The following is a 25,139-nucleotide window of genomic DNA, read 5'->3' as shown; positions in this document are numbered from 1 at the left end:
CGCCGACATGGACCGGAATGCCAAGTCGTCACTCGAGCAACTCGAGGCGTCGATGACGCCGCAGGCCAAGGCCGAGCGGCGCGCGAAGCGGGCCGATCGTTGGAAGACGCAATTCCGGAATCCAACGACCCTCGCCGGAGAACTCGATGCGGCCGACAAATCCGACGAGTCGGACTATCAACGCCGGAAAGAGCAGTTCGCCGCCCCGGCGCTCCGGGATCCGAAGAGCGTGTATTGGGGTCCCCGACTCGCGCTCGAGGCCCTCGAGAAGCGGCTGGCCTCGCTCGACGCCACCGGCCGCGAAGCCGGTGCCTGCGGCCGGATGGATCCGGCCTTTGCCGTCCACAACGGGGTCCGGTTCGAGCCGGCCGCATCGGGGGGCGCCGGGTGTGTGCCCATGGTCCGGATCCGCCGGGGACTCGTGGATCTGAAGCGGCCGGCGCTGGTCGGAGTCTTTGACAGAGAAAAAATCTTAGAGTACCCTAGCCGAGCACCCGCTACAGCATGGCTTGGGCATCCGCCACCACGCGGTCGAGGTGGCCGGCGTCGCGGAAGCTCTCCGCATAGAGCTTGTAGACGTTCTCCGTGCCCGAGGGTCGCGCCGCGAACCAGCCGTTTAGGGTCGTGACCTTGAGTCCCCCGATGGCCGCTCCGTTGCCCGGCGCCTGGGTGAGCTTCGCCTCGATCGGGTCACCCCCGAGGGTCGTGGCGGTGACGGCCTCGGGGGTCAGGCGCTTGAATCCCGCCTTCGCCGCCGCCGGGCACGGGGTGTCGATCCGGGTATAGACCGGCGAACCGAGCGCGGCGGTGATTTCCCGGTAATGTTCCCCGGGGTCTTTCCCGGTGACGGCGGTGATCTCCGCGGCCAAGAGGCCGAGGAGCAGCCCGTCCTTGTCCGTCGTCCACACCGACCCGTCCCGGCGGAGGAAGCTCGCCCCCGCGCTCTCTTCGCCGCCGAAGCAACAGCGGCCGTCGAAGAGCCCCGTCGTGAACCACTTGAATCCGACCGGCACTTCCATGAGGCGGCGGCCGGCGGCGCTAACGACCCGGTCGATGATGGCGCTCGACACCAGGGTCTTGCCGACCACCGCGCTCGCCGGCCACTGGGGCCGCGCCGGAAGCGTTTATCGACAAGGTGGCGGCGGTGTATTGCGACAATCGGCCTCGGCCGAAGGGGAAGCCATGAATCCGTCCGCGGCGGAACTGATCTCGAACCGAATCGCCGAGCTCGGCGACTGGCGGGGAGAAACCCTCGCCCGAATGCGGAAGCTCATCAAGGACGCCGATCCGGAGGTCGTCGAAGAGTGGAAGTGGAAGGGGACGCCGGTGTGGTCGCACGACGGTATCATCTGTACCGGCGAAACTTACCAGCAGGTCGTGAAGCTGACCTTCGCCAAAGGCGCGGCGCTAAAGGATCCGGCCGGTCTCTACAATTCGAGTCTCGAAGGCAATACCCGCCGCGCGATCGACATTCCCGAAGGCGGCCGGGTTAATGCAGCCGCCTTCAAGGCGCTGATTCGCCAGGCGGTTGCTCTGAACGGTACTTCGAAGGGGAAAGCGAAGAAGAAGCCGAAGGCTTAGGGCATCCGGCACGGGCGCTAGATCCGCCGCGTCTGCCAAGCGGAGCCCGCCACCAACTCCCGGATCAGGTCGTCGCTGCTGCGGCTGGCCGCTTCGGCCGCAAAGTTCGTCACCACCCGGTGCCGCAACACGAACGGGGCAATGGCCTTCACGTCGTCGAGATCCGCCATCGGGCGGCCCGCCATCGCCGCCCGGGCCTTGGCGCCTAACACCAGGTACTGGGACGCGCGCGGGCCCGCGCCCCACTCGACGTACTCCTTCACCAACGCCGGCGACTCCGCATCCACCGGCCGGGTCATCCGCGCCAACGTCACCGCCGAGGCGATCAGGCCCTTCGAGACCGGAATCCGCCGCACCAAGTCCTGCATCCCGTGCAGGGCCGCCGCATCGAGGACCGGCTCGAGTTTGACCTTCCGCGATCCGGTGGTTTGCTCGACGATGGCCTCTTCCTCGGCCTTGCTCGGATAACTCACCCGCAAATCGAGCATGAACCGGTCGAGCTGGGCCTCGGGTAACGGATAGGTGCCCTCCTGCTCGATCGGATTCTGGGTGGCCAGTACGAAAAACGGATCGGGCAGCGCGTAGGTCTTGCCGGCCGCCGTGACCTGGTGCTCCTGCATGGCCTGCAGCAACGCGGCCTGGGTCTTCGGAGGAGTCCGGTTGATTTCGTCGGCCAGCACGACGTGGGCAAAGATCGGCCCGGGCACAAACCGGAACGCCCGCCGCCCCGTGGCCGGGTCCTCTTCGACGATTTCGGTCCCGGTGATATCGCCCGGCATCAGATCCGGGGTGAACTGGACCCGGTTGAAGGACAACTCCAGCGCCTCAGCCACGGTCTGGACCATCAAGGTCTTGGCCAGGCCGGGAACGCCCACCAACAAGGCATGGCCGCCGGCCAGGATCGCGGTCACGACCCCGTCGACCACCTCCGTTTGCCCCACGATACGCTTGGCGACTTGGGATCGGAGTGAATCCATGGCACCGGCAAGGCGGCGGAGTTCTTCGACGTCGTTGGATGGAACGCGTTGGGGTGCGGCCATGAAGTTGGGAAGCCTGGTAAAGGTCTCGGCGCTCGGCGCTCGGCGCTCGGCACCTTACGTGGGGGCGAAAGGAAACGTTGCGGGGGGGTGGAGGCAAGAGGCGGTGGCGGGAGTGGTAGATTGGGACGTCAACCAAAAAAATGAGGGGCGTGATGAGACGTCTTGCGGTAGCGGGGATGGTCGTGCTGGCGGCCGGGTCGGCGCGGTCGGCGGCCGCGCCGCGGGCCTGTGGGAGCTTGGTTGGGACGAGGCTGGCGGACGCGGTGGTCACCGCGGCAACCGAGGTAGCGGCGGGGGTGTTTACGCCGCCGGCCGACGGGTTGCCGGGCTCACCGATGGCGCTGCCGGCCTACTGCCGGGTTCAGGGCACGGCCCGGCCGACGGCGGACTCGGAGATCAAATTCGAGGTGTGGCTGCCGGCGGCGGCCACCTGGAACGGGAAGTTCCAGCAGGCGGGGAATGGTGGATACGCGGGGAGCATCCCCGCGTCCTCGCTGGCCAACGGATTGAAGCGCGGCTTTGCCACGGCCGGCACCGACAACGGACATACCGGGATGAGCCCGGTGTTCGCGGCGGGTCATCCGGAGAAGGTCGTCGACTTCGGGCACCGGGCGGTCCACCTCACGGCGGTCCACGCCAAGGTCCTCGTCGAGTCGTTTTACGGGAAGGCGGCGAGCCGTTCGTATTTCGTGGGCTGCTCCGATGGTGGCCGCGAGGCGTTGATGGAGGCCCAACGGTATCCCGCCGACTTCGACGGGATCATCGCCGGCGCCCCCGCCAACAATTGGACCCGGCTCCTGACCTCCGGGGTGTGGAATTGGAGGGCCCTCAACGAGACGGCCGGGAGCGCCATTCCGGTCGCCAAGCTGGGCCTGATCCAGCGGGCCGCCGCGGCCGCCTGCGACCGGCTCGACCGGGTGGCCGACGGGCTGATCGAGGATCCCCGGATCTGCCGGTTCGATCCGGCGCCGCTCCAATGTACCGGAGCGGACGGCGCGGATTGCCTAACGGCGGCCCAGCTGGCGGCCCTCCGGAAGATCTACCAGGGGCCGCGGAACCCGCGGACTGGGGAGCAGATCTACGCGGGGGCGGTGCCCGGCACCGAGGCGATCATGGGCAACTGGCATCGCTGGGTGGTGGCCAGTCCAGAGCAACCGCTCCCGTTCCTGGCCTGGTTCGGCACGACCTTTTACCAAAGTATGGTGTTCGAGAAGCCTGATTGGGACTACCGGACCATGGACTTCGATCGCGACCTTGCGACCGCCATGGCCAAACTCGCTCCGGTGCTCGATGCCACCGACTCCAACCTCGGACCGTTCCGGGCCCGGGGCGGGAAGCTCATTCAGTACCACGGCTGGGGTGACGCCGCGATCCCGGCGCCGGGCTCGATCGAATACTACGAGCAGGTCCTCGCGACCTTGGGTCCGTCGGTGCCGGAGTTCTACCGTTTGTTCATGGTCCCGGGCATGGGGCACTGCGGCGGCGGCATCGGACCCGCCGATTTCGGCCAGAACGAGCCTTCGGCCCATGCCGGCGATCCCGGCCGGGACATGGTGGCCGCGCTCAATCGGTGGGTCGAGAACGGCGTGGCCCCCGAGCAGATCATCGGTGCCGGCATCCGGCCGGGCGAGCCGCTTTTGGACCCAGCCAAGGCCGCTCCGGTCAGCCGGCCGCTCTGCGCCTACCCCAAGGTGGCGGAATATCGGGGAACCGGGTCGACCGCCGAGGCGGCCAATTACTCCTGCCGGGTTCCGGCCCGGCCCCATTAGATGCTGGCATCGCCTAATCACTTGCTGGATAAAGAGTTGAGCTGCGCCATTAGTTGCTTGCGAAAAATTTCACAAGCGAATATCTTTGGCGCCAATGCGAACCCAGGAACCGAATTCGGCCGGCGGCGCCGGGACCCCTAGTCCCCTCGCCGCCGCCACGCGGTTCGCCGGAGCGATCGTGATGTTCCTACTGGGTGGGCTGGCGCTCGACCGGTGGATCCACACTACGCCGCTCTTCACCTTGGTTGGCATGGTGGTCGGCTCCGTACTTGGGTTCTTCAGTATCAAGCGGGAAGGCAAGATGCGCTCGTGGTCGGACAAACCGCGGGATTCGGACTCGCCCTAACGCTGGTCGCGGCGCTGGTGGGCTGGGCGCTCGCTGGATCGGTGGGCATGATGGCGGCCGCTTGGTTTGGCCTCACGGCCACGGTGGTCCAGGTCGTTGCCATGGCGTGGGCCGGCCCCAAGATCGGCGCCGGTGACTGGGGTGGGTTGTTGTCGCGATGGGCGGTCGGGACCGGCCTCCGCCTCCTTGGGATCGCGGCGGTGGCGGTGGCGGTGGGGCTCGATCGAGAACGGTTTCCGCCGCTTCCCGCGGCGCTTGGGTATCTGGCGGTGCTGGTGCCGCTGCTCTTTTTCGAGGTCCGACGGTTTCGATGACTGATCCAACTCAGGTCAACATCGGGGAGATCATCCTCCACCATACCTCCGACGAGTACGCCATCGGTATGGAGCCGTTCTGGAAACTGTCGTGGGAAAAATGGCAGGACATCCATATCGGTGGCCTCTCCATCAATCTGACGCCCACCAAGCACGTCATCTTCATGGCGATCGCGGCCGCGCTCGGGCTGCTGGTCATGGCCATCACCAAGCGCGGGCTGATTAAGCAACGAGCCGATAAGAGAGCCCCGACTGGGTTTGCCGGGTTCATCGAACAAATCGTGATGTGGCTCCGGGATGACATCGTCATCGCCAACATCGGCGCCAACGGGGTCAAATACGCGCCGCTGATCGTGGCCCTGTTCTTCTTCGTCCTGTTTATGGACCTGCTCGGCCTGCTGCCTTGGGGGGCGACCCCGACCGGCAACTTGGCCGTGACGGCGGCGCTCGCGATCATGGTGTTCCTGATCGTCGAGATCGGCGGGTTCATCAAACTGGGGCCCAAGGGGTACCTGGGCACGATCTTTCCCCATATCGACGGGATGAGTGGCGTCGGCGGGGCCGCGCTCACCATCGGGATGGCTCCGATCGAAATCCTGAGCAAACTGGTCAAGCCGTTCGCGCTCGCGATCCGGCTTTTCGGCAACATGACGGCCGGTCATTTCGTGGTGTTGTCACTGACCGGGATCATTTTGTTTTTCGGAAGCTGGATCATTGGGATCCCGACGGCGGTGCTGATCGCCGCGATCCTGTTGCTGGAGACCTTGGTGGCTGGGCTGCAAGCGTATGTGTTTGCGCTGTTGGCGGCGACGTTCATTGGATTGATGCAGACCGAGCACCATTAGCTCGGCGCTCGGCGGGGAAAAGACGGGCGGCGTTGCGCGATCGGCGCCCCGATGTAGCCGGCTGAATGGCCGGCGAGGTTCGCTGCCTTCGGGCATTGGCGGACACCAGGAGAGGGCCGGTACGGGAGAGCCGGTTTGGGCCTGACGCGCGAAACGGATTTGAGTCTCCCCGGTTTCTTAAAGGACATGATCATGTTGAACATGCTGGCGTTGTTGCAGGAGGCTTCCTCGTCGATGTCGGCTGAGGCGGCCAAGAATCTTGGGTTGTTTGGCGCCGGGATCGGGATGGGGTTGGCGATTCTTGGGGCGGGAATCGGGTTGGGACGGATCGGCGGCAGCGTGGCCGAGGGGATCGCACGGCAGCCGGAAGCGGCGAAGGAAATCGCCAGCGGGCCGTTCATTTTCGCGATCTTGCTGGAGGGCGCGGCCATCATCGCGCTGGTGTTCGCGTTGCTGCTCAAGATCCTTTAATTGGCGGCGACCATGACGCTCGGGATGCTCGCAGCGGTTGTTGCCGCTGAAGCCGAGGGTGGGGGCGGGCCGTTTTCGGTCAACCCCGGGGTGATGATTTGGACCTGGATCATCTTCCTGGTGTTCCTGTACTTCTTCAAGCGGACCTTCTGGGTCACCATCGTGAGCCGGGCCGAGGAACGCGAGAAGACGATCGCGGGCCAGCTCGCCGAGGCCGGCCGGATGAATACCGAGGCCAAGGTGCTGGTCGAAGGCCAGCGGAAAGCCACGGCCGAAGCGCAGGGGGCGGCCCAGTCGCTCCTGTCCGAGGCCAAAGCCGCCGTCGAGAAGGAGCGGGCCTTGGGCCTCGAAAAGGCCAAGCAGGAACAGGCCGCGTTGATGGACCGGGCTCGGCGGGACATTACCGCCGAGCGCGACAAGGCCATCGCCGACCTCCGGCGGGAAGCCGTGGAGTTGGCGTTAGGCGCCGCGGCCAAGGTCATCGGGCAGCGGTTGGATAGCGACGCCGATCGGAAGATCGTCGTCGACTACCTCTCGAAGGTGGAGACCACCCACTAATGGCCGGCTCCACCGTGGCGGAGAACTACGCCGAGGCCCTCTTCGAGTTGGGCGCCAAGTCGGGCCGGCTCGAGGAGTACGGGCGGCTGATGACGGCCACCGCCGGCGCCTTGGCGTCCTCTCCGGCGGCCCAGGCGGTATTGGTCAGTCCCAAGGTCACCAAAGCCTTGAAGAGCGATTTGGTGGGCCGGGCCATCACGGCCATCGGCGCCCCGCGGGAGTTCGTGCTGTATCTGATGGCCGTCGTCAAACGCGGCCGCCAGACCCGGTTTACCGAGATCGCCGCGGTCTATGGCGACCTGGTCGACCAGAAGCTCGGCCGAGTCCGCGCCACGGTGACGCTGGCCCGGAAGTCGGATCCTGCGCTCGAACAGGCCATCGTGGCGTCGTTGGCCCGGACGGTCGGCAAGGAGGTCCTGGCGACGTTTTCGGTCGATCCCGAGATTCTGGGCGGGGCGGTCGTTCGGGTCGGCGATAAGATCTATGACGGCTCGATCCGGAGGAAGCTGGTCCGGCTCAAGCGGCAACTGCTGGCCAAATAGCTCAAGCGGTGGTTTAACGGCGGCTGGACCTTCAACACCTGCGCCTCGGCGCACGTGACGGTTTCCGGGAATACCGTCACCCTCCGAATTTGGAACCTCGCCGGGCTGCCCGGGTCCAGCACCTTCGCCAATACGGGCTTCACCGCGGTCGGGCTCACTAGCCTCGGGAGCGGGCTGACGTTCCAGAACCTCCAGGCCTATTACCCGAACGGGACTGCCTACGCCGGTTGGAGCTTCGCCCAAAGCGGGGGCGGGATTCCCGGGCCGGTCGGGTCGGATGGGGTTTCGATCAGCGGCGTCGGCAGTTCTATCTTCAGCCAATACGCGACCAGCATTGCAGGAGGTGGAAGTCCGGCTGTTACGAGTTGGGCCGGATCGGGTCACTATGGGAGCGGCTTCGTGTCCTTCTCGTTCCAGACGTTCACCACGAATTGCACGGGGAATGGCTCGAACCAGGTCTGTATCGACACGGAGACCACGATCACTCTGACGAATGCGATTCTCGGTCTCCATGCTCAGGCAGGGCCCGCCGGGCAGTCGACCGGATACGAATGCCTCGCGACCTCTCCGTCCCCGACCGCGACGCAGACCAATCCTTGCGGTCCTCCGCCGCCTCCGACGGTGGTACCGGAACCCGCCACGATGATCCTGCCGGCGACAGGGTTGATGGCGCTGGCAGGGGCTGACGCCGTTCGTCGGCGCCGGAAGAAGTCGGTTCTGTAGGGATCGGTAGGTCCCCGGGACGGCCCCCTTCTGCTCGAAGGGGGCCGTTTCTTTTTGGGAGGACCCTGACCGTCTCTGCCGCCCACGGGCGGCGTCGTGGCGAATCGTTGGGGAGATCGGGTAGAATTCCGGTCCACGAACGAACCGAGTCCGATGCTGCTTTCGCTCCTTGTCCTCCTCCAGGCGGCGGCCCCGCCGTACTGGCAGCAGCAGGTGTCCTATACCATCGATGCCTCGCTGGATGAACCGACCGGGATGCTCCGCGGCAGCCAGCGCGTGGCATACCGGAACCACTCGCCCGACACCCTGACCTCGATCTCGTTTCATCTCTATCTCAACGCGTTTCGCCCCGGGTCCCGGTGGGCCGCCGCCGACAGCGCCGAGCAGCGGCGCCGGTTCAACGACTTGGCGGATCCCGATTTCGGCCTCAATCAGGTGGCCAATGTCCGGATCATGGGGAGCATCGTGACGCCGGAGTATCCGTTCGCGCCCGACAGCACGATCGTGCGGTTCCGGTTGCCGCGTCCCCTGCCGCCCGGCGGCAGCCTGGATGCGGAGCTCGACTGGCTGGCCCGCCCCTCGACGGTGCCCCGCCGGCAGGGGCGCCGGGGCCGCGCGTTCGATTTTGCCCAGTGGTACCCGAGAGTCGTGGCCTACGATAAGCATGGGTGGCAAGAACATCCCCTCTATCCGGCCGGCGAGTTCTACGGCGACTTTGGCGACTTCACCGTGACTCTCGACGTGCCGGACGACCAAGTGATCGGCGCCACCGGCGTGCCGCTCTGCGGCGATCCTGGCTGGGAACGGGCCAATCAATACCCCGACCGCCCAGTCGAGTATCGACGGACGTTCTATCCGGTGGCGGTGGACTCTGGGGCCTGTCGACCGAAGGCCCCGGGCCGGAAAACCATCGTCTGGCGGGCCGAGCAGGTTCACCACTTCGCGCTCTCGATGCGTCCGGATTACCGGTACGAGGGAGGCCGGTGGGGCGACGTGACCGTCCATACGCTCTATCAACCGGGCGATGAAAAGTCCTGGGGCGGCAACGTCGCGGTCAAGCGCACCGAGGTCGCCCTCGAGTGGCTCGATTCGGTGTTCGGCAAATATCCCTGGCCCCAGATGACCAACGTCCACCGGATCGAGGGCGGGGGCACCGAGTTCCCGATGATGATGCATAACGGTTCGGCCAGCCAGAAGTTGATTCTCCACGAGGGCGGGCACAATTACTTGATGGGGATCTTGGCGAACAACGAGTGGAAAGAGGGTTTTCTCGACGAGGGGTTCACCAGCTATCAGACCGCGTTGTTCTTCCAGGAACGAGGGGTCAAGGGGCCCGAGGACGAGTTCGATGAATACCGGGTCCTCGAGCGGGGAATCCTCGAGTTCGATCTCGATGGCTGGTCGGAGCCGACCAGTTTCGTCAGCAACGAATACCGGGATTTCGTCACCTACAACACCATGATCTACTCCCGAGGCGAGCTGTTCTTCCACCAACTCCGCGAAATCGTCGGGCCGGCGGTGATGAAGCAGATCCTCCGAACCTACTACGACCGGTGGCAACTCAAACACGTCGATGAGGGGGCTTTCCGGCAGGTGGCCGAGGAGGTGTCGAAGCGGGACTTGGCCGGGTTCTTCGGGCAATGGCTCCATAGGACCACGCTCTATGATTATGGGGTGGGCCAGGTCCGTTCCAAGCGGCGGGCCGACGGGCAATGGGTGTCGCGGGTCGAGGTCCGCCGCCACGAGTCCGGCGTCTTCCCAGTCGATGTGGTGGTCCGGTCGAAGTCCGATTCCGCCGCGGTTCGGGTCGAAGGGCCGGCCGAGCGAACCTGGGTCGAGCTGGTGACCCGAGGCAAGCCCAAGGAGGTCGTGATCGATCCCCGAACCCGTTCGCACGATTGGAACATGACCAACAACCGGAAGACCCGGGGGTGGCTCGGTTGGGGCGGGCTCAATGGGCGCCGGGCGGTCTATCTCGACCGGTTCTTCTCGACTCGGACCTATCGCGACCGAACGGCCGACGCCCTGGCCCCCCTGGTGTGGTACAACGAGGCGGGCGGCGTGATGCTCGGCGCTCGAAGCCGGAGCAACTACCTTGGCCGTTTCAACCAGGTGACCTATCAGCATAGTGTCGCCACGAAGGACTGCTGCCAAGACGGTACGGCCAATCACTGGCTCTTTCGGGTCAAGAATCCAACCTGGGCGTACCGGCCCAGGCTCTCGACCCAGTTTGAGGCTCTTCACTTCGAGGGGCGGGAAGGGGTCGCGGTGTCGCTGGAGCAACAGACCAAAGGCCACCTCGGTTTCGGGCCGACCACCTTCAAGGGGGCCTCGGTCCGGTGGCTTGCCACCTACGACGCCGACTACCTCGATCGGGCGCTCTACGATAACGCTGGCACGGTGGAGGGCACGTGGTGGATCCGGTCTTCGGCGCGGCGCGGCGTCTGGGCCATGGCGGGTTCCGTGACGACCGCGGGTGGAGTCGAATACCGGAATCGGGGCGCAGGCTTCGACGCCGACGCCCGCTACGATGTCCAGCCCTATCTCAGGTTCTCGGCCGAGGCAACGGCCAAACGTCCGCTGGGCAAACGCGGGAGTCTCGGGGTCCGGGTGTTCGGGGGAATCGTCGAGGGCAAGAATTCCGATCCCGTGCGACAGCGCTGGTTCTTCCTCTCCGGCGCGGATCCCTACCAGCAACTCGGCAATCCCTTCGTCCGCTCCCGGGCGGCGCTGCTGACGGACGACGTCCATTTCCACACGCCGGGCGGCGCTAACGTTCGCGGCATGGCCCGGGATGTCGCGGTGACCCGGCTCGCCGCGATCAATGTCGAGGCCGACCGATCGGTGCTGGCCCGCCCTCGAGCCGCGCTGTTTCGAGACACCCGCTTGGCCCTGTTCGGCGATCTGGCGTTTACCAACCGGTTCTTCTCCTACAACGGCGTCGGCCGGGTTGTCGGCGACGCGGGGGCCGGCGTCCGGTTCACCCATCGGATCGGGCAGACTACGTTTGTGACGCGATTCGACTTTCCGCTGTACGTCTCGCATCCCGACCGGGCCATTGGCGGGGCGGATGACGACGGCTCATTCCGATTTCGATGGACCATCGGGTTCAGTCCCACGTTCTAGAGGTGGCTATGATGAGACGAATGGTTGGCGCGACCCTGATCTTCGTAGTTGGGCAGGGCGCCGAGGCGATGGCCCAGGGGCGGGCCTTTACGCCGAAGGATTGGTATCGGTTGACGACGCTGTCGGGTCCGGCGGTGTCGCCGGACGGGAAGTGGGTGGCGTTTACCACCACCACCGTGCGGGAAGCCGACAACAAGCGGCATTCCGAAGTCTGGATGGTGGGCACCACCGGCGGTGAGCCGATCCGGATGACCTCGCCCAGCGTGGAGAGCTCCGGGGCGCGGTGGTCACCGGACGGCAAGATGTTGCTGTTCACCTCGACTCGGCCCACCAGCAAGGCCCGCACCTGGGGCCTCCGCATTGATCGTCCGGCCGGTGAGGCCTTCGAGGTCGACAGCTTACCGAACGGCTCGTACACGAAGGACGGCCGGACCGTGGCCTGGGCCGATACCCTGGAATGGAAGGCCGATTCAGGGGCCAAGGACCCCTATGAGAAGACGCCGGCGATGGCGCGGCCGCCCTATCGGGCCGTGACCGCGCCGGTGGATCCGGCCCGGTTTGACGGCCGGCACATCATCGATCTCGGCTACAAATTCAACGGCCCAGGGTTCATTCCGGCTCCGAAGCAGGCCCCCCGGTGGAACCAGGCCCAAATCTGGGTTCGGCCGGTGGACGGGGGCGCTAAGCGCCAGCTCACCACGGCGGGTTACAGCCACCGGGAGGTGACGATTTCTCCGGACGGGCAGTGGATTGCCTTTGTCGCCGATTCGAAGCTCCGGTCGGATTCACTGGCCCAGGCGGAGCAGGACTCGATCCGGCGGGCCAAGTACGACCCGAAGCTGTCCGAGGCACCCCGGAACGATGGCGATGTGTTCGTGATCCCGGCCTCCGGAGGCGAGCCTCGCCGCCTAACGACCGGCGCCGGAACCGAGGGCGGTCTTGAGTGGTCGCCAGATGGATCGCGGTTGGCGTACGTGTCCCAGGTTGGCCGGACCGGGGCCCAACGGCTCTGGGTCATCCCCGCCGCCGGCGGTACCCCGGTCAATTTGCTGGGCGACTGGGTGTATGAGCCGAATTGGCTCCACTGGCTGCCGAGCGGACAAATGTTGATGGGCGCCTCGATCGGCGGACGGGACGCCGTCTTCACGGTGAACCCGGACACTCGGGCGCGGCAGGAAATCGTTTCGGGCCGGCGGCGGATTCCGGGCACCGATATCGATCCGGCGGGTCAGGTCATGGCTTATGTCGCGACCTCGATCACCTCGCCGACCGAGCTGTATCTGGCGTCTGGGAACGGGACCGGCGAGCGCAAGGTCACCGACTTCAACGGCAAACTCAACACGGAAATTGTCTGGCCGGACGCCGAGCGGTTCACCTACAAGAGCGTCGGCGGAGTCGAGATTGAGGGCTGGCTCCAGAAGCCGTTTGGCTATCAGCCGGGCTGGAAATATCCATTGGTGTTCTACATCCACGGGGGCCCGCACAGCGCCTATGGCGAGAATTGGTTTGACGAGTTTCACAACATCACCGGGTCGGGCAAGTGGGTGTTGTTTACCAATCCACGCGGGTCGAGCGGGTATGGGGCCGAATTCACCTATTCGACCCGGGGTCGGTGGGGGCTCGAAGACTACCAGGACCTGATGAAGGCGGTGGACATTGCCGCGGCCCGGCCCGACGTCGATTCGACCAAAATGGGCGTCACCGGGGGTTCGTACGGCGGCTTCATGACGGCCTGGATCACCACTCGGACCAACCGGTTCAAGGCGGCCCAGGCCGACCGGATGATCAGCAATTGGTGGTCGTGGTGGGGCGTGTCGGACGTGCCCGGGCTGACCGAGTTCGAGTTCTATGGCATGCCGTGGGAGCGACCGGCCCTTTATGACTCATTGTCACCGATGCGGCATGTCAACAAGGTCAAGACGCCGACGTTGATCGTCCAGTCGGAAGAGGACCACCGCACTCCGATGGCCGATGCCGAGCAGTGGTTCATGGCGTTGCAGAAGCAGAAGGTGCCGGTCGAGTTCATCCGATATCCCCGATCGACTCATGATTTGTCCCGGACCGGTGAGCCGTGGTTGCTCGTTGACCGGCTGGGCCGGCTCCGGCAGTGGTTCGACTACTGGCTCAACTAAGGCCCGCGGGAATGACACCGGCCACGATCCCCGGGTATACTAGGATCGTGGCTCGGCGTTTCCCCTCGGAGAATGACCCCATGAAGGCCCCGCTCGTACTCACGCTTTTCCTCGCCGCGGCATGCGCCGGCCCAACCGATCCAGAACCCAATGGTGCGCCCCCGTTGCTCGAGCGGCTGCCCCGGGCGCTGTCGGGGGCCGAAGTCACCGCCATCGGTGCCTCGAACCGCTTTGCCTTCGACCTCCTCGGCCGGGCCACCGCCGCCGAGCCGGGGAAGAACGTCTTTCTCTCCCCGCTTTCGGTGTCGATGGCGCTCGGCATGGTCATGAATGGCGCCCGCGGCGAGACCCGCGACGCGATGGCCGCGACCCTCGGCTTCGGCACGACGTCGCAGGCGGACATCAATGAGGGCTACCGGAGTCTGATCGCCCTGCTGGCGAGTCTTGATCCACAGGTTCAATTCACCATCGCGAACTCGATCTGGACCCGCCGGGGGTATCCGATCTTGGCCTCGTTCCTCGCCGATGCGAGGCAGTTTTTCGACGCCGAAGCGCAATCGCTCGACTTTGGTTCGCCGGCCGCGCTCGATGCCATCAACAACTGGGTCAGCCAGAAGACCAAGGGCAAGATTCCGAAGATCTTGAGCTCGATCAGCAGCGACGAGGTTCTCTTTGCGGTCAACGCGATCTACTTCAAGGGCCTCTGGCGAACCCAGTTCAAGAAGGGCGAAACCGCTCCAGCTTCGTTCCAACGGGCGGTTGGGGGGTCCCAGACGGTTCCATTCATGCACCGCCAGGACGATCTGCCCTACTTCCGGGGCCCCGATTTCGAAATGACAGAGCTCTGGTACGGGGCCGGCGCCCATGCGATGACGGTCATCCTTCCGAAGGAGGGAACCACGGGCGCGAGTTTGGCGAGCCGGCTCAGCGCAGCGGACTTTGCGACCGCGGCGGCCGGGTTCCATTCCTCCAAAATCGATCTCTTCTTTCCGAAGATCACCTTCGACTACAAACGGTCCCTCGGGCAGGATCTCATCGCGCTCGGGATGGACCCAGCGTTCTCCGATCGGGCCGATCTGACCGGGATCGCCAATGACGGGTTGGTCATCACCCGGGTCGAGCATAAGACGTTCGTGGCCATCGACGAGGAAGGGACCGAAGCGGCGGCGGCCACCGCGGTGGGCGTTGGCAGGACCAGCCAGCCCCAGGTGGTCACCATCCGGGTCGACCGGCCGTTCCTGGTCGCGATCCGAGAACGGTTGTCCGGCACCATTCTCTTCCTGGGCTTGGTAAACGAAATCCCGTCGAGTTGAGGCCGGACTTCAAATCCTAGCTGCCGCTGATCCGAGTCCAGATCATGACCGCCCCGCACAAAGCGCCGGTGGTGTTCAGTTCGACCGGCGTCTCGCTCGGGCCCCGGTAGATCTCGACGGCCTCGACGCGGTCGGTCAGGAAGTCGTCGAGATTCGGAACCGGCCCATCGCCGTCGTACATCCGCGCTCCGTCGACATAGATGGCCATCGGGCAGCCTGGGCCCATCAGACAGGGGGCGTAACGCCCGCTTCGGAGGCTTGCGGCGCCGAACCCGCCGCCGCAGTCGGTCGTCCGGGGCACCAGCCGGACGGCTTGCACGGTCCGGAGGGCCACGCTGAGCGGGTGCGCCTCCCATTTCGCGAGCACGGCCCGGGTCACGAAGGTGCCGAATCCGGCCTGTCGGCGGCGCTCGAATTCTTCGAGCTTGGCCACCACCGGGGTGGTCCGGCCGGTTACCTCGAGGGGCGCGAGCGTCTGGGCGACGGGTTTCAATACCAGGGTCGTGTCGAGGAACCGGCGGTCGAGCGAAATCCGGAAGCCGAGTCCACGGGGCGCGTACCCGATCGCCACGACCCGGAGCACCACGGGGCCCTCGGGCAATTCACCGAGGCGGAGCAGGCCGGCTGGATCGGTGGCGAAGGTCGAGTCGATGCCCGGCACCGTGACCGTGGCTCGCTCGACCGGCTTCCCGGCGGCGGACACGACCCGCAATAACAGTTCTCCCGAGGCCACCGTGGATTCGGCCGTCCTCGCCGCCTGATCGTCGACCAAGCTCTCACCACTGCCTAACGGTTGAGCGCTGCCGCCCTCGTCGACATACCCAGCCACCGAATCCACCCCCTGCCGAAGCCGGCGGAACCCGCGGGGCTCCACCCGCACCCGGTCGGCGGTGCGGATGAACCATTCGGTGGCGACCGAGAGGCCGTTTGCCAACCGCTGAAACTCGATCCGCCCCCCGATCCCGTCCCACTGAATCGCTTCGGGCGCGTTGAGGTATTCGAAGTCCAGATGACGGAGGGCGGCGGAGCGCCGATCGACCCAGAGGGTGCCGCGGACGTCGGGCAGGCGCCGCCCGGGAACCGGCTCGAAGGCCAGCCCGACAAACCCCGGCTGCTCGGGGTCCGCGGTCGCGACCCGGAAGCAATGCGCCTCCAGAAACTCGTCCGACAGCACCAGCCTCGCGTCCGGCGCAAAAAACTGGAACCCGCCCCCGCGCTCCTGGATGAAGCCGTCGCGATGGAGCTGGCCCGGATCGCCGCTCACGAAGGGGGCGTTCCGGGTGGTGAACCGGCCGACGATGCTGTCGGCCCGGATCACGCCGGCCCGGGTCCGGTACCGCCGAAATCGGGTCACGGCCAGCACCACGCTCTCGGATTCAGTGGTGATCTCGCTGGCCGTCAGTGATTTGCGGATCTCGTTCCAAAGCTCCGCCGTCGACGCGCCACTCGCCCGGCGATCGCATGGCGTGGCGCCGGCCACCGTGACCTCCGGCAGGACCGTACGGCTCGCGGGCATGATGACGGTGATCGAGATAGCGGAGTCACCGACCGGGAAGGGGTCGGTCAGGATACCCGAATGCCCGATCCGGTCGGCCCGGAGCCGAAAAGTTCCCGGGTGCGGCGCGGTGAGCACCACCCGTCCCCCTTCGTTGGTCAAGCCTCGGGTGCCAGGGCGGCCGGCGCTGTCGACGAGCACCACGATAGCCCCGACCACCGGCCGCTGGGTTTCGGATTCGACGGCCTGGACTCGGACCGTTTGGGCCGAGGCCGGTGCCGTGATGAGCAGAACGAGCCATGGAACGAACGTGCGACCGTTCATTCGGCCACCGGGTTTAGAACGAGAAGTAGTAGTTCGCCTTGACGAGCAGGACGTTTTGCATGTCGTCGGAGAAGATGTCCCCGAGATCCCGGAAGGGCCGGAACCTCGGATCGCTCCCGAAGTTGAACCGGCTCTGATTCCAGACCAGGAACAAGGTCGACCCCGGCCGGTACTCCCACCGGAGCACCAAGTTGCTCCGAATCGACCGAATTCGGAAATCCTGGTTTCCGTAGGTATTCGAGGGGGCGGGTCCGGCGCCATCGGCGTCGACCGTGGTGGCGCCGGTGGCCGGGTCGGTCGCGATGGTCGAACCGCCGGTGCCGTAGGTCCGGAATCCGTAGCTTCGCGGCTGCACCAGCGACCGGGGCGATCGAAAATCGCCGGTGGCCACGAACGGCTGGGCATACAACTGGAGTGAGAGCGCCGGGGTGAAGTAGTAGTTGAGTCGAGTGCTGATGCTCAGCACGTCTTGGTCGAGCGGGGCGAAGAGATACCGGTTGCCGAACGTCGCGCTCGCCGTCGGGTCGGCGTACTGTCCGAGGTAGAAGGCCTTTTGCCGGGATCGCTGGTAGCTGGGCGTGATCTGAAAGGTAATCCGGCCTTGGTTCTGGACGTTGATTTGCGCAAAGACACTGGCGCTCGAGGACCGGTCATCGTCGATGGCGATCGAGGTCCCGGCAGTCGTCGAGACGGCCTTTCGACTATCGGTGGAGTAGTGGAGACTGCCGCGGAAATTGCTCGGGGTCTCGATCAGGGGGCCGCCCCGGGTGGTCCGATCGTCGAGCCCCTGGAAGCGATAGTCGAAATTCAGGTATATGGTATGGAAGTTATGGAGGCTCAAGACCGTTCCGACGCCGGCCTGGGGCGCCAGCCGGATCCCGCCAAAATTGAAAAGTTGGTTGGCTTGGAAGTTGAATGACCCGGACCGCCCCATTTTCCCGGGGCTAACCCATTGACGGGTGAGGAGTCCGCCAATCCGGATTCGATCGGCCTCCTGCTGGAATCCTGCATCGTTCGACTCGAACCCCGGCGAGGTGAAGTTCCCGCCGATCTGATAAACCCAGTCCCCGCCGAGTTGTTCGAGCAGCAATTGCCCGTTGGCCCCGTTCATCGTCGTAGCGGTCGGATCGAACGAGACGTAGTCCTGATCAGGGCGCTGATAGTATCGGGCGGAAGCAAGTTGGACACCGGCCATCGCCTCGCTCGGACCGGCTATCCGGGAGAAGCCGAAGGACCCGATGATCTGGCGGGAGTTCTGCTTCCAGCGGTGGAAGAAGTCCGCGGCCCCGACGTACGCCGACTTCGTCAGGCCCGGAAACTCGGCGGCGGTGCCGCCCCGATTGACCGCAGTGCCCATGAACCCATAGCCGCTTGATCCCCCGGCCACATCGCGCTTGAGCCGGAGGACGCCGTAGTTGGCCCCGGGCTCGATCGGAGTGGTGGTGATCGGACCGCCCGGGTTGGCGAGGCGGGCTTCCTCCCGGCCGGTTATGGCATCGAGGACCCCGATCGACCAACCGGATTTGGTCCGGCCCGACAACTTGACCGCCCCCAAGATCGACGAACTCCCTGGTTCGTCCACGAACGCCGCTTTGCCTAACGCCGACTGGCCGGGGCTCCGGCCGATTCGGCGGGAATAGAACAGCTGGTCGCGGCCGAATCCGGTGTAGAATCCGAAGATATTGGACCCCTCGACGAAGAAGGGCCGCCGTTCCTCGAAGAAGGTTTCGAAGGCGGTCAGGTTGACGACCGACGGGTCGGCCTCCACTTGGCCGAAATCCGGGTTGATCGTGGCGTTCAGGGTCAGATCGCTGGTCAGGCCGTACTTGGCATCGAGGCCGCCGGTGACCGATCCGGTCCGGCCGTCGTTGAACGGATTGCCCGGCGCGATGTCTTGGGTAAACTGAGCTTGACTCGACGTATAGGGAAGGAACTCGAGCCGCTTGGGGGCCGGAATGTCGGTCAGGCCCAGCAAGTGGCCGAACTTGGAGGCCTGGCCCGGTTCGGCTCGCGACGACCATTGCCAGTCAACCGCCTCGCCGGCCCGGACGTTGTCCCGCCGCAACTGAATACCCCAAATCTGGGTGGCCGCGCCGGAGAACCGGAGCTGTGAGAAGGGAATCCGCATCTCGGCAACCCAGCCTAACGAGTCGATACTGGTTGCGGCTGCCCACACCGGGTCGTATCCGGCGTCGAGTCCGCCGCTGCCATCTTCGGTCGAGAGGGCGTCCCGGCGTTCACCGGCGGCGGTGACTCCGAAGACGAAGGTCGTCCGGTGGTCGTGGTATGAATCGAGCAAGACGAAGAACACGTCATTGAAGGCGCCGAACGAGTCCCGTCGGTTCAGACGCCGGGAAATGGTACCGGGCTGGTCGTCGTAGAGGCGGGCCCCGATGTAGATGGCGTTCTGGTCATAGGCGATCCGGACGTCGGTGGCCTGGGTGGCGGGATTCCCGTCGCTCGGGACATCCCGCCGGAATCCCTTCTCAGGGGTAATCCGGGCCCAGATGGCATCGTCCAATCGGCCGTCAATCGTCGTCGGCGCGTCGGTCCGAACGGCCGTGATCGACCGGGGAATCCGGCCGTTGCGATGGACCAGGCCCGAGTCGGTTGGAGGGACCCCGATCTGGAATAGGAGCCCGAGGACGATCAGCATGCAATCACAGGGAAAAATAGTAGCTGGCTTTGATCAGGAAGACGTTCTGCTGGTCGTCGTTCCAGATGTCGCTCAGATCGCTCAAGGCCCGGAATCGCGGGTCGGTGGCGCGAAAGGCCCGGTTCTGATTCCACACCAGAAATACCGTCGAGCCGGGCCGGTATTCCCACCGCACCACCAAGTTACTCCGAAGGGACCGGACCCGAAAATCGGGCTCGCTGACAACGATGGGGAGCGCGGCCCCGGGTCCGTCAGCATCGACCGTGTAGGTGGAGTCGGCGGGGTTGTATCCGATCGTCGAGGCGCCGCTCCCGTACCGGGTGAACCCGAAGGAGCGGGGCGCGTTCAGGTGCTGGAAGCCGCGGTAGTCTCCGGTGGCCACGAAGGGCTGGGCGTAAAGTTGGACCGAAAGTTTGGGTGAGAGCAGCAGATTGACGCGGGTCGTCAGGCTCAGCGTATTCTGGTCGAGCTGGGCAAACAGATAACGGTTCCCGAAGGTGGCGGCGGCCGCCGGATCGGGGCTCTGACCGACATAGAATGAGGCCTCATGCGATCGGGTGTAGCCCGGGTTGAAGGAAATCGAGAGGGCGCCCCGGGACCGAATCGTGATGTCAGGGCCGATCCGGGCCGACCACCGCCCAGCCTCGTCCCACTCGTATCCCATGCCAATGCTGCCGGACACCGTGCGCCGGCCATCGGTTCGGACATTGCCGGAGACCCCCCATTGCGAGGGCCGTTTGATCAAGGGACCGCCCCGAGTGGCCCGATCGTCGAAGGATGCGGGATTCCGGTCCAGGTTGAGCCGGAACCCGCCGAATCCGAGAAACTCGCCATTGGCGCTCATCTCAAAATTCCGCCGGATGTTGATCCCCTCGAAGTTGAGGGCCTGGAACGTGTTCCAACTGAGGTCGAAGCTCCGGAAATACGCACTCGGTTTGATCCACCGGCGATTGACGCGGCCGGAGAAGCTGATCCGATCGGCCTGGGTCTGGAACCCGGCGTCGTTCAACTCGAGCCCCGGCGACACGAAGGTGGTGCCGAAGGAGTAGAGCCACTGGCCGCCGATCTTCCCGACGTTGAGTTCCCCGCCGAGGCCGGCCAGCGAGCGGCGAGTGGGGTCATAGCGGACCTTGGCCTGATCGAATCGCTGGAAATAGCGGGTCGATGACAACTGAGCTTGGTTGATCGCGGCGGTGTCGCCGCGAATCAATGAACCGCCGATGCCGCCTCGGATCTCGAACCCGTTGTGGCCGAACCGATGGAAAAAATCGACTCCTCCGACGACCGCGCTGGACCGGAGCGCCCGGAATGATGAGTCGCCGAGGTCGCGGCCGACGGCGGTGGCCAGGAGTCCGATCCCACTGCCGCCACCCCGGAAGTCGCGCCGGAGGCGGAAGACCCCGTAACCGGCCAGCGGCTCGAGGGGCCGGTCGGCCAAGGGAGCGCCGCTCGCATTCGCCAGCCGAGCGGTTTCTCGGCCGGTGATGGCGCCAATGGCGCCGATCGACCATCCGGAACGAGTCCGTCCACTGAGCTTCCCAGCGCCGAGAATCGACGTGGCGGTCGGTTGATCGACGAACTCGGCGGCGCCGGTGGCGGACAGACTCGGCTGGCGGCCGATACGCCGCGAGTAATAGAAGTTCACGCCCTGGTCGCGGACTCCGAAGTCGAGAATCCCGGCGCCTTCGACGAAAAACGGCCGTCGCTCCTCGAAGAAGGTCTCGAACGCCGTGAGGTTGACGACCGACGGGTCGGCCTCGACTTGTCCGAAATCGGGATTGATCGTGGCGTCCAGGGTCAGGTCGCTGGTCAGGCCGTATTTGAGGTCGAGCCCGCCGGCCAACGATCGGACGCTCCCGTCGTCGAACGGGCTCCTTCGGTTGGCACCTTCGATGAATCGAGCTTGGCTCACCGAATACGGGAGCACCTCCAGACGACGCGGGGCTGGGATGTTGCGAAGGCCGAACAGGTGACCCCACTTCGAGGCCTGCCCTGATTCGGTTCGGGGGGTCCACGACCAGTCCACGGCCTCGCCGGCGGCCCGGATGTCCCGGCGGAACTGGATGCCCCAGGTCTGCTCAGCCCTCGCCGGGAAGCGGAGTTGGGAAAACGGGATTCGCATTTCAGCGGTCCAGCCTAACGAATCGATCAAGGACTTGGTTTCCCAAACCGGATCCCACGAGGCATCGCGGTTCCCGCCATCGGAGGTCGTCAGCATGTCGCGCTGCTCCCCCGCCGGTGTCACGCCAAAGACGAAGGCAGTCCGATGGTCGTGGTACGAGTCGATCATGACGAAGAACACGTCGTTGAACACCGAAAACGAGTCGCGGCGGCTGAGCCGCCGGGAAATCGCCGTGATGTCGCGGTGGTAGAGGCGGGCCCCGATATAGAGGGCATCGCGGTCGTAGGCCACTCGGATTTCGGAGCCCTCGGAGGCAGGGTTGCCGTCCGCGGGTACATCCCGGCGAAAGTCGGTCGCGGGGACGGCGGTGTGCCACCAAGGCTCGTCGAGCCGTCCGTCGATCCGGGCCGGAGCAGGGGCGGGGATAGCCGTGACCGAGGGCGGGATCCGCCCGTTCCGGTGGACCAGGTCCGGCCTGGCGGTGGAGTGGGTGAGCGTGTCCTGCAACTGAATCAGTAGCGCCACCGCGACCAACACCATGCCGGGCTCCGGGGATCGGGTACGGGTGCCGGCGAGCCGGGGGAGGAAGCCTATCCAGAGCGAGAGGCGGAACCAAGGGGCGATCGGTTAGATTCTGGCCCCATGATGACCGGCCCTTCGTTCCGACAAACCGCACTGGCGGTCCTGCTGATTGCCGGCCTCGGCCCGACGACCGGGCCGGCGCAAACGATCCGGGATCGATTCACTCCGGCATGGGCTCCGGTCAAGGAGTTCTTCCACCGGACCCTCAACGATGAGGGCGTGGTCGGCGGGAGCATGATCTTCTTCCATGGCGACACCGTGTTGGCGCAAGAGTTTCACGGCCTGGCCGATCTGGCCACCAACCGGGCGGTTGACGAGCGGACGATTTACCACTGGGCGTCGATCACCAAAACCTTCACGTCCATCGCGGTGATGCAGCTTCGCGACCGGAGGCGGCTCGGGCTCGACGATCCGGCGCTCCAGTACGTTCCCGAGTTGCGGGCGGTCCACAATCCATTCGGGCCGATGGAGGCGATTACCCTCCGGATGCTGATGTCGCATTCCGCCGGCTTTCGAAACGGGACCTGGCCCTGGGGCGGCGACAAACCGTGGCATCCGCATGAGCCGGTCGCGTGGTCGCAACTGGTGGCGATGATGCCGTACACCGAGATCCTGTTCCAGCCGGGGACGAAGTTCAGCTATTCGAACCCGGGCGTGATCTTCCTCGGTCGGACCATCGAGGCGCTGACCGGCGAGGACTACGAGACCTACATCGAGAAGAACCTGTTCCGGCCCCTCGGCATGTCGTCAAGCTACTTCGATCTCACCCCGTACCACTTGCTGCCGTTTCGGTCCAACAACTACGACATCGGGACCGGCGGCCCGGTGGCGAACGGCCTCGACTTCGACACCGGGATCACGGTATCGAACGGCGGGCTCAATGCCCCGATCACGGATTTGGTCAAGTATCTCCAGTTCCTCGTCGGAGCCCCCGGGGTGCCGGCGGCCGGCCGGGGGGTCTTGGCGCGAGCGTCGCTGGAGGAAATGTGGAAGCCACTGCTTCCGTTAGGCGGCCCCGAGGGCGGGTCGATCGGCTTGGCCTATTTTCTGCTGGAGCGGAAGGGTCTCAACTTGGTCGGACATACCGGGAGCCAGAAGGCGTTCCGGTCGTTCTTTTACATCGATCCCGTGTCTAAGGCTGGGGTCGTTGCCGTGTTCAACACCGCCCCGACCGATGACCCCAGGAATCCCACGGATCAGGGCCCTGGCAAGCCGCGGATCGGGGTGCTGTTCAGCGGCCTGCTCGGGCGCCTGACCGATGGTGTCTTTCCGATTTATCGCCAGTGAAACCATGGGATAAGACGGGCGACCGGCGGGCGGTGATTCGCGACAGCTTCGGGGAATGGCTCCGAGGGTTGGTCGAGCGAACCGAGGAACGGATCATCCAAAGCCGGTACACCCGGCCGCCCGGCTCGATGCCCGAGGTCGGGTTCCTGGCCGCCTGCACCCGGTGCGGCGCGTGCTCACCCGTGTGTCCGGTCCACGCGATTCTGACGGTGCCGGCCTCGGGCGGGTTGGCGGCCGGCACGCCCTACCTCGAGCCGACGAGCCAACCGTGTGTGGCGTGCCCGGACATGCCCTGCGTCCAGGCCTGCCCGACCGGGGCGCTGACCCGGCCGGCCAACGGGTGGACCGACTACCGTCTTGGCACGGTGGCGTTGGTTCCGGAACGGTGCGTCACGTTCGAGGGGAGTCCGTGCCGGGTGTGTGTGGATGCGTGCCCGATCGGGGAACGGGCGTTAGGGCAAGATGAGGCCGGCCATCCAGTGCTCCGGCGCGAGGGCTGCGTTGGTTGCGGGGTCTGCGTCCGGGAGTGCGTTGCGTCGCCTTCCGCGTTCGAGTTTCATCCTTTGGAGGCTTCATGAGTGAAATACCCTATCGGGTCGACAAACCTTGGGGGTATGAAGTGATTTGGGCCCGGACCGACCGCTACGTCGGGAAGATCCTGCACGTGAACGCCGGGCAAGTCATGAGCTGCCAGTACCACAACGTCAAGGATGAAACGATGTATGTCCTCCGGGGCGAACTCATCTTGCGGACCCAGGTGGCTGGTTCGGGCATGACCGCCCGACCCTTTCGCGCCGGCGAGTCGTTTCACATCCCGGCCAAGTTGATTCACCAAATCGAGGCCATCCAGGACTCCGATGTGCTCGAGGCCTCGACCCCCGAGCTGGACGATCTCGTCCGCATCACTGATCGCTACGGGAGAACCTGACCGTGCAAGTCATCATACCCCTGGCCGGCAAGGGGACCCGGGTCCGTCCCCATTCGCACCTGGTCCCGAAGCCCATGCTCAAAGTGGCCGGCCGTCCGGTCATGGATTGGGTCATGGACCGGATCAAGGGCCTCGACGTCTCCGAGATCATCTTCATCACCGGCCACCTCAAAGAGCAGGTCGAGGCCTATGCGACCGGCCGCTACGGGGTGCCGTGCCGGTATATCGAGCAGCAGGTCCAGGACGGGACCGCGGGCGCCGTCAACTTGGCCCGGCCGTTCGTCCATGAGCCGATCCTGGTCATCTTCGTCGACACCGTCTTCGAGGCCGACCTGACCCTGATCAACCGAGCCACCGCCGACGGGATCATTTGGGCTAAAGAGGTCGAGAATTATCAACGGTTCGGGGTCGTGGTGACCGATGCCGACGGCTACATGACGAAGATCGTCGAAAAACCGACGACGCCGATTTCCAAGCTCGCCAACATCGGGCTCTATTACATCAAGGACGTCGAAGCCCTCTGGAACGGGATTGACCACACCCTGGCCGCACCGGCCAACAAGGGCGAGTTCTACCTGACCGATGCCTTCCAATGGATGATCGAACATGGTAAGAAGATCCTGACCGCCGAAGTGGGCGGGTGGTACGACTGCGGGAAACTCGACGCTTTCCTCGAGACCAATCAAATCCTCCTCGAAAAAGGGGCGGCCCGCCGGGGCGCTTTTCCCGGGGTAACCTTCATTGACCCGGTGCTGATCGAAGAAGGCGTCTCGATCGCAGGGTCCACGATCGGGCCGAACGTCACGGTCGAGAAGGGCTCCGTGATTACCAATTCGACCTTGTCGCACACGCTGGTCGGCCAGAAGAGCATCATCACCGACGCGGTGCTCATCCACTCGATGCTCGGCAACCGGGTCACCGTGAAGGGGTTCTCGGGGTCACTCAGCGTCGCGGACGATTCGGAAGTCACGGGCCGATAGCGCGG

At 65.3% G+C, this 25,139-nt stretch carries 19 protein-coding genes; 15 read left to right on the top strand and 4 right to left on the bottom strand.

Going from position 1 to position 25,139, the window contains the following annotated elements:
• Window positions 1–497: 497 nt before the first annotated feature.
• Window positions 498–1,088: a hypothetical protein gene (locus EXR94_01955; protein ID MSR01494.1), complete on the bottom strand. Its 591-nt coding sequence runs from the start codon at window positions 1,086–1,088 to the stop codon at window positions 498–500.
• A 94-nt stretch (window positions 1,089–1,182) separates the two neighbouring features.
• On the opposite strand from EXR94_01955, the gene EXR94_01950 reads away from it, so the two are divergent.
• Window positions 1,183–1,581 (top strand): DUF1801 domain-containing protein, encoded by a 399-nt coding sequence (locus EXR94_01950; GenBank protein MSR01493.1) that lies wholly within the window; start codon window positions 1,183–1,185, stop codon window positions 1,579–1,581.
• Window positions 1,582–1,598: 17 nt separating this feature from the next.
• Here EXR94_01950 and EXR94_01945 read toward each other — a convergent pair whose 3' ends face one another.
• On the bottom strand, window positions 1,599–2,621 hold the full coding sequence (locus EXR94_01945) for a MoxR family ATPase (protein MSR01492.1): 1,023 nt from the start codon (window positions 2,619–2,621) through the stop codon (window positions 1,599–1,601).
• Window positions 2,622–2,761: 140 nt separating this feature from the next.
• On the opposite strand from EXR94_01945, the gene EXR94_01940 reads away from it, so the two are divergent.
• The 10 genes from EXR94_01940 (at window position 2,762) to EXR94_01895 (ending at window position 14,760) form a co-directional block, all read left to right on the top strand.
• Entirely contained in the window at window positions 2,762–4,390 is a 1,629-nt protein-coding gene (locus EXR94_01940) for a tannase/feruloyl esterase family alpha/beta hydrolase (GenBank protein MSR01491.1), read from the top strand.
• A 94-nt stretch (window positions 4,391–4,484) separates the two neighbouring features.
• On the top strand, window positions 4,485–4,736 hold the full coding sequence (locus EXR94_01935; GenBank protein ID MSR01490.1) for an AtpZ/AtpI family protein: 252 nt from the start codon (window positions 4,485–4,487) through the stop codon (window positions 4,734–4,736).
• Between the two features lie 157 nt (window positions 4,737–4,893).
• A complete protein-coding gene (gene atpB / locus EXR94_01930; GenBank protein ID MSR01489.1) occupies window positions 4,894–5,895 on the top strand; it encodes an ATP synthase F0 subunit A in 1,002 nt (333 codons plus the stop codon).
• Window positions 5,896–6,087: 192 nt separating this feature from the next.
• On the top strand, window positions 6,088–6,366 hold the full coding sequence (gene atpE, locus EXR94_01925) for an ATP synthase F0 subunit C (protein ID MSR01488.1): 279 nt from the start codon (window positions 6,088–6,090) through the stop codon (window positions 6,364–6,366).
• Window positions 6,367–6,378: 12 nt separating this feature from the next.
• The gene (gene atpF, locus EXR94_01920) at window positions 6,379–6,924 is read left to right on the top strand and encodes an ATP synthase F0 subunit B (protein ID MSR01487.1); all 546 of its coding nucleotides are present in this window, start codon (window positions 6,379–6,381) and stop codon (window positions 6,922–6,924) included.
• The gene (gene atpH, locus EXR94_01915) at window positions 6,924–7,466 is read left to right on the top strand and encodes an ATP synthase F1 subunit delta (protein MSR01486.1); all 543 of its coding nucleotides are present in this window, start codon (window positions 6,924–6,926) and stop codon (window positions 7,464–7,466) included. The genes atpF and atpH overlap by 1 nt, the downstream gene beginning before the upstream one ends.
• Window positions 7,467–7,520: 54 nt before the next feature.
• Window positions 7,521–8,189 carry a PEP-CTERM sorting domain-containing protein gene (locus EXR94_01910; GenBank protein ID MSR01485.1) on the top strand — a complete coding sequence of 223 codons (669 nt, stop codon included), beginning with the start codon at window positions 7,521–7,523 and terminating at the stop codon, window positions 8,187–8,189.
• Between the two features lie 153 nt (window positions 8,190–8,342).
• Window positions 8,343–11,315: a M1 family peptidase gene (locus EXR94_01905; GenBank protein MSR01484.1), complete on the top strand. Its 2,973-nt coding sequence runs from the start codon at window positions 8,343–8,345 to the stop codon at window positions 11,313–11,315.
• The gene (locus tag EXR94_01900) at window positions 11,285–13,447 is read left to right on the top strand and encodes a S9 family peptidase (protein MSR01483.1); all 2,163 of its coding nucleotides are present in this window, start codon (window positions 11,285–11,287) and stop codon (window positions 13,445–13,447) included. Before EXR94_01905 ends, EXR94_01900 begins: the two co-directional genes overlap by 31 nt.
• A gap of 11 nt (window positions 13,448–13,458) precedes the next feature.
• The gene (locus EXR94_01895; GenBank protein ID MSR01482.1) at window positions 13,459–14,760 is read left to right on the top strand and encodes a serpin family protein; all 1,302 of its coding nucleotides are present in this window, start codon (window positions 13,459–13,461) and stop codon (window positions 14,758–14,760) included.
• 16 nt (window positions 14,761–14,776) lie between these two features.
• Here EXR94_01895 and EXR94_01890 read toward each other — a convergent pair whose 3' ends face one another.
• Window positions 14,777–16,984 (bottom strand): hypothetical protein, encoded by a 2,208-nt coding sequence (locus EXR94_01890; protein ID MSR01481.1) that lies wholly within the window; start codon window positions 16,982–16,984, stop codon window positions 14,777–14,779.
• 2,255 nt (window positions 16,985–19,239) lie between these two features.
• Entirely contained in the window at window positions 19,240–21,897 is a 2,658-nt protein-coding gene (locus EXR94_01885; GenBank protein ID MSR01480.1) for a hypothetical protein, read from the bottom strand.
• 102 nt (window positions 21,898–21,999) lie between these two features.
• Here EXR94_01885 and EXR94_01880 point away from each other — a divergent pair, with 102 nt between their 5' ends.
• From EXR94_01880 to EXR94_01865, 4 genes are read left to right on the top strand one after another with little or no spacing between them, the layout of a single operon-like run.
• Window positions 22,000–23,226, top strand: a complete 1,227-nt coding sequence (locus EXR94_01880) for a class A beta-lactamase-related serine hydrolase (protein ID MSR01479.1) — start codon at window positions 22,000–22,002, stop codon at window positions 23,224–23,226.
• Window positions 23,223–23,804, top strand: a complete 582-nt coding sequence (locus EXR94_01875) for a 4Fe-4S dicluster domain-containing protein (GenBank protein MSR01478.1) — start codon at window positions 23,223–23,225, stop codon at window positions 23,802–23,804. Before EXR94_01880 ends, EXR94_01875 begins: the two co-directional genes overlap by 4 nt.
• Window positions 23,801–24,154 carry a cupin domain-containing protein gene (locus tag EXR94_01870; GenBank protein ID MSR01477.1) on the top strand — a complete coding sequence of 118 codons (354 nt, stop codon included), beginning with the start codon at window positions 23,801–23,803 and terminating at the stop codon, window positions 24,152–24,154. Before EXR94_01875 ends, EXR94_01870 begins: the two co-directional genes overlap by 4 nt.
• Complete coding sequence (locus EXR94_01865; protein MSR01476.1) at window positions 24,151–25,134, top strand: nucleotidyltransferase; 984 nt, start codon at window positions 24,151–24,153, stop codon at window positions 25,132–25,134. The genes EXR94_01870 and EXR94_01865 overlap by 4 nt, the downstream gene beginning before the upstream one ends.
• The last annotated feature ends 5 nt before the right edge of the window (window positions 25,135–25,139 follow it).

This window comes from Gemmatimonadota bacterium (assembly GCA_009692115.1).
Classification (GTDB): Bacteria; Gemmatimonadota; Gemmatimonadetes; order Gemmatimonadales; family GWC2-71-9; genus SHZU01.
Note: the sequence above shows the minus strand (reverse complement) of the source record. Positions and strands in the feature narration are given on the sequence as shown.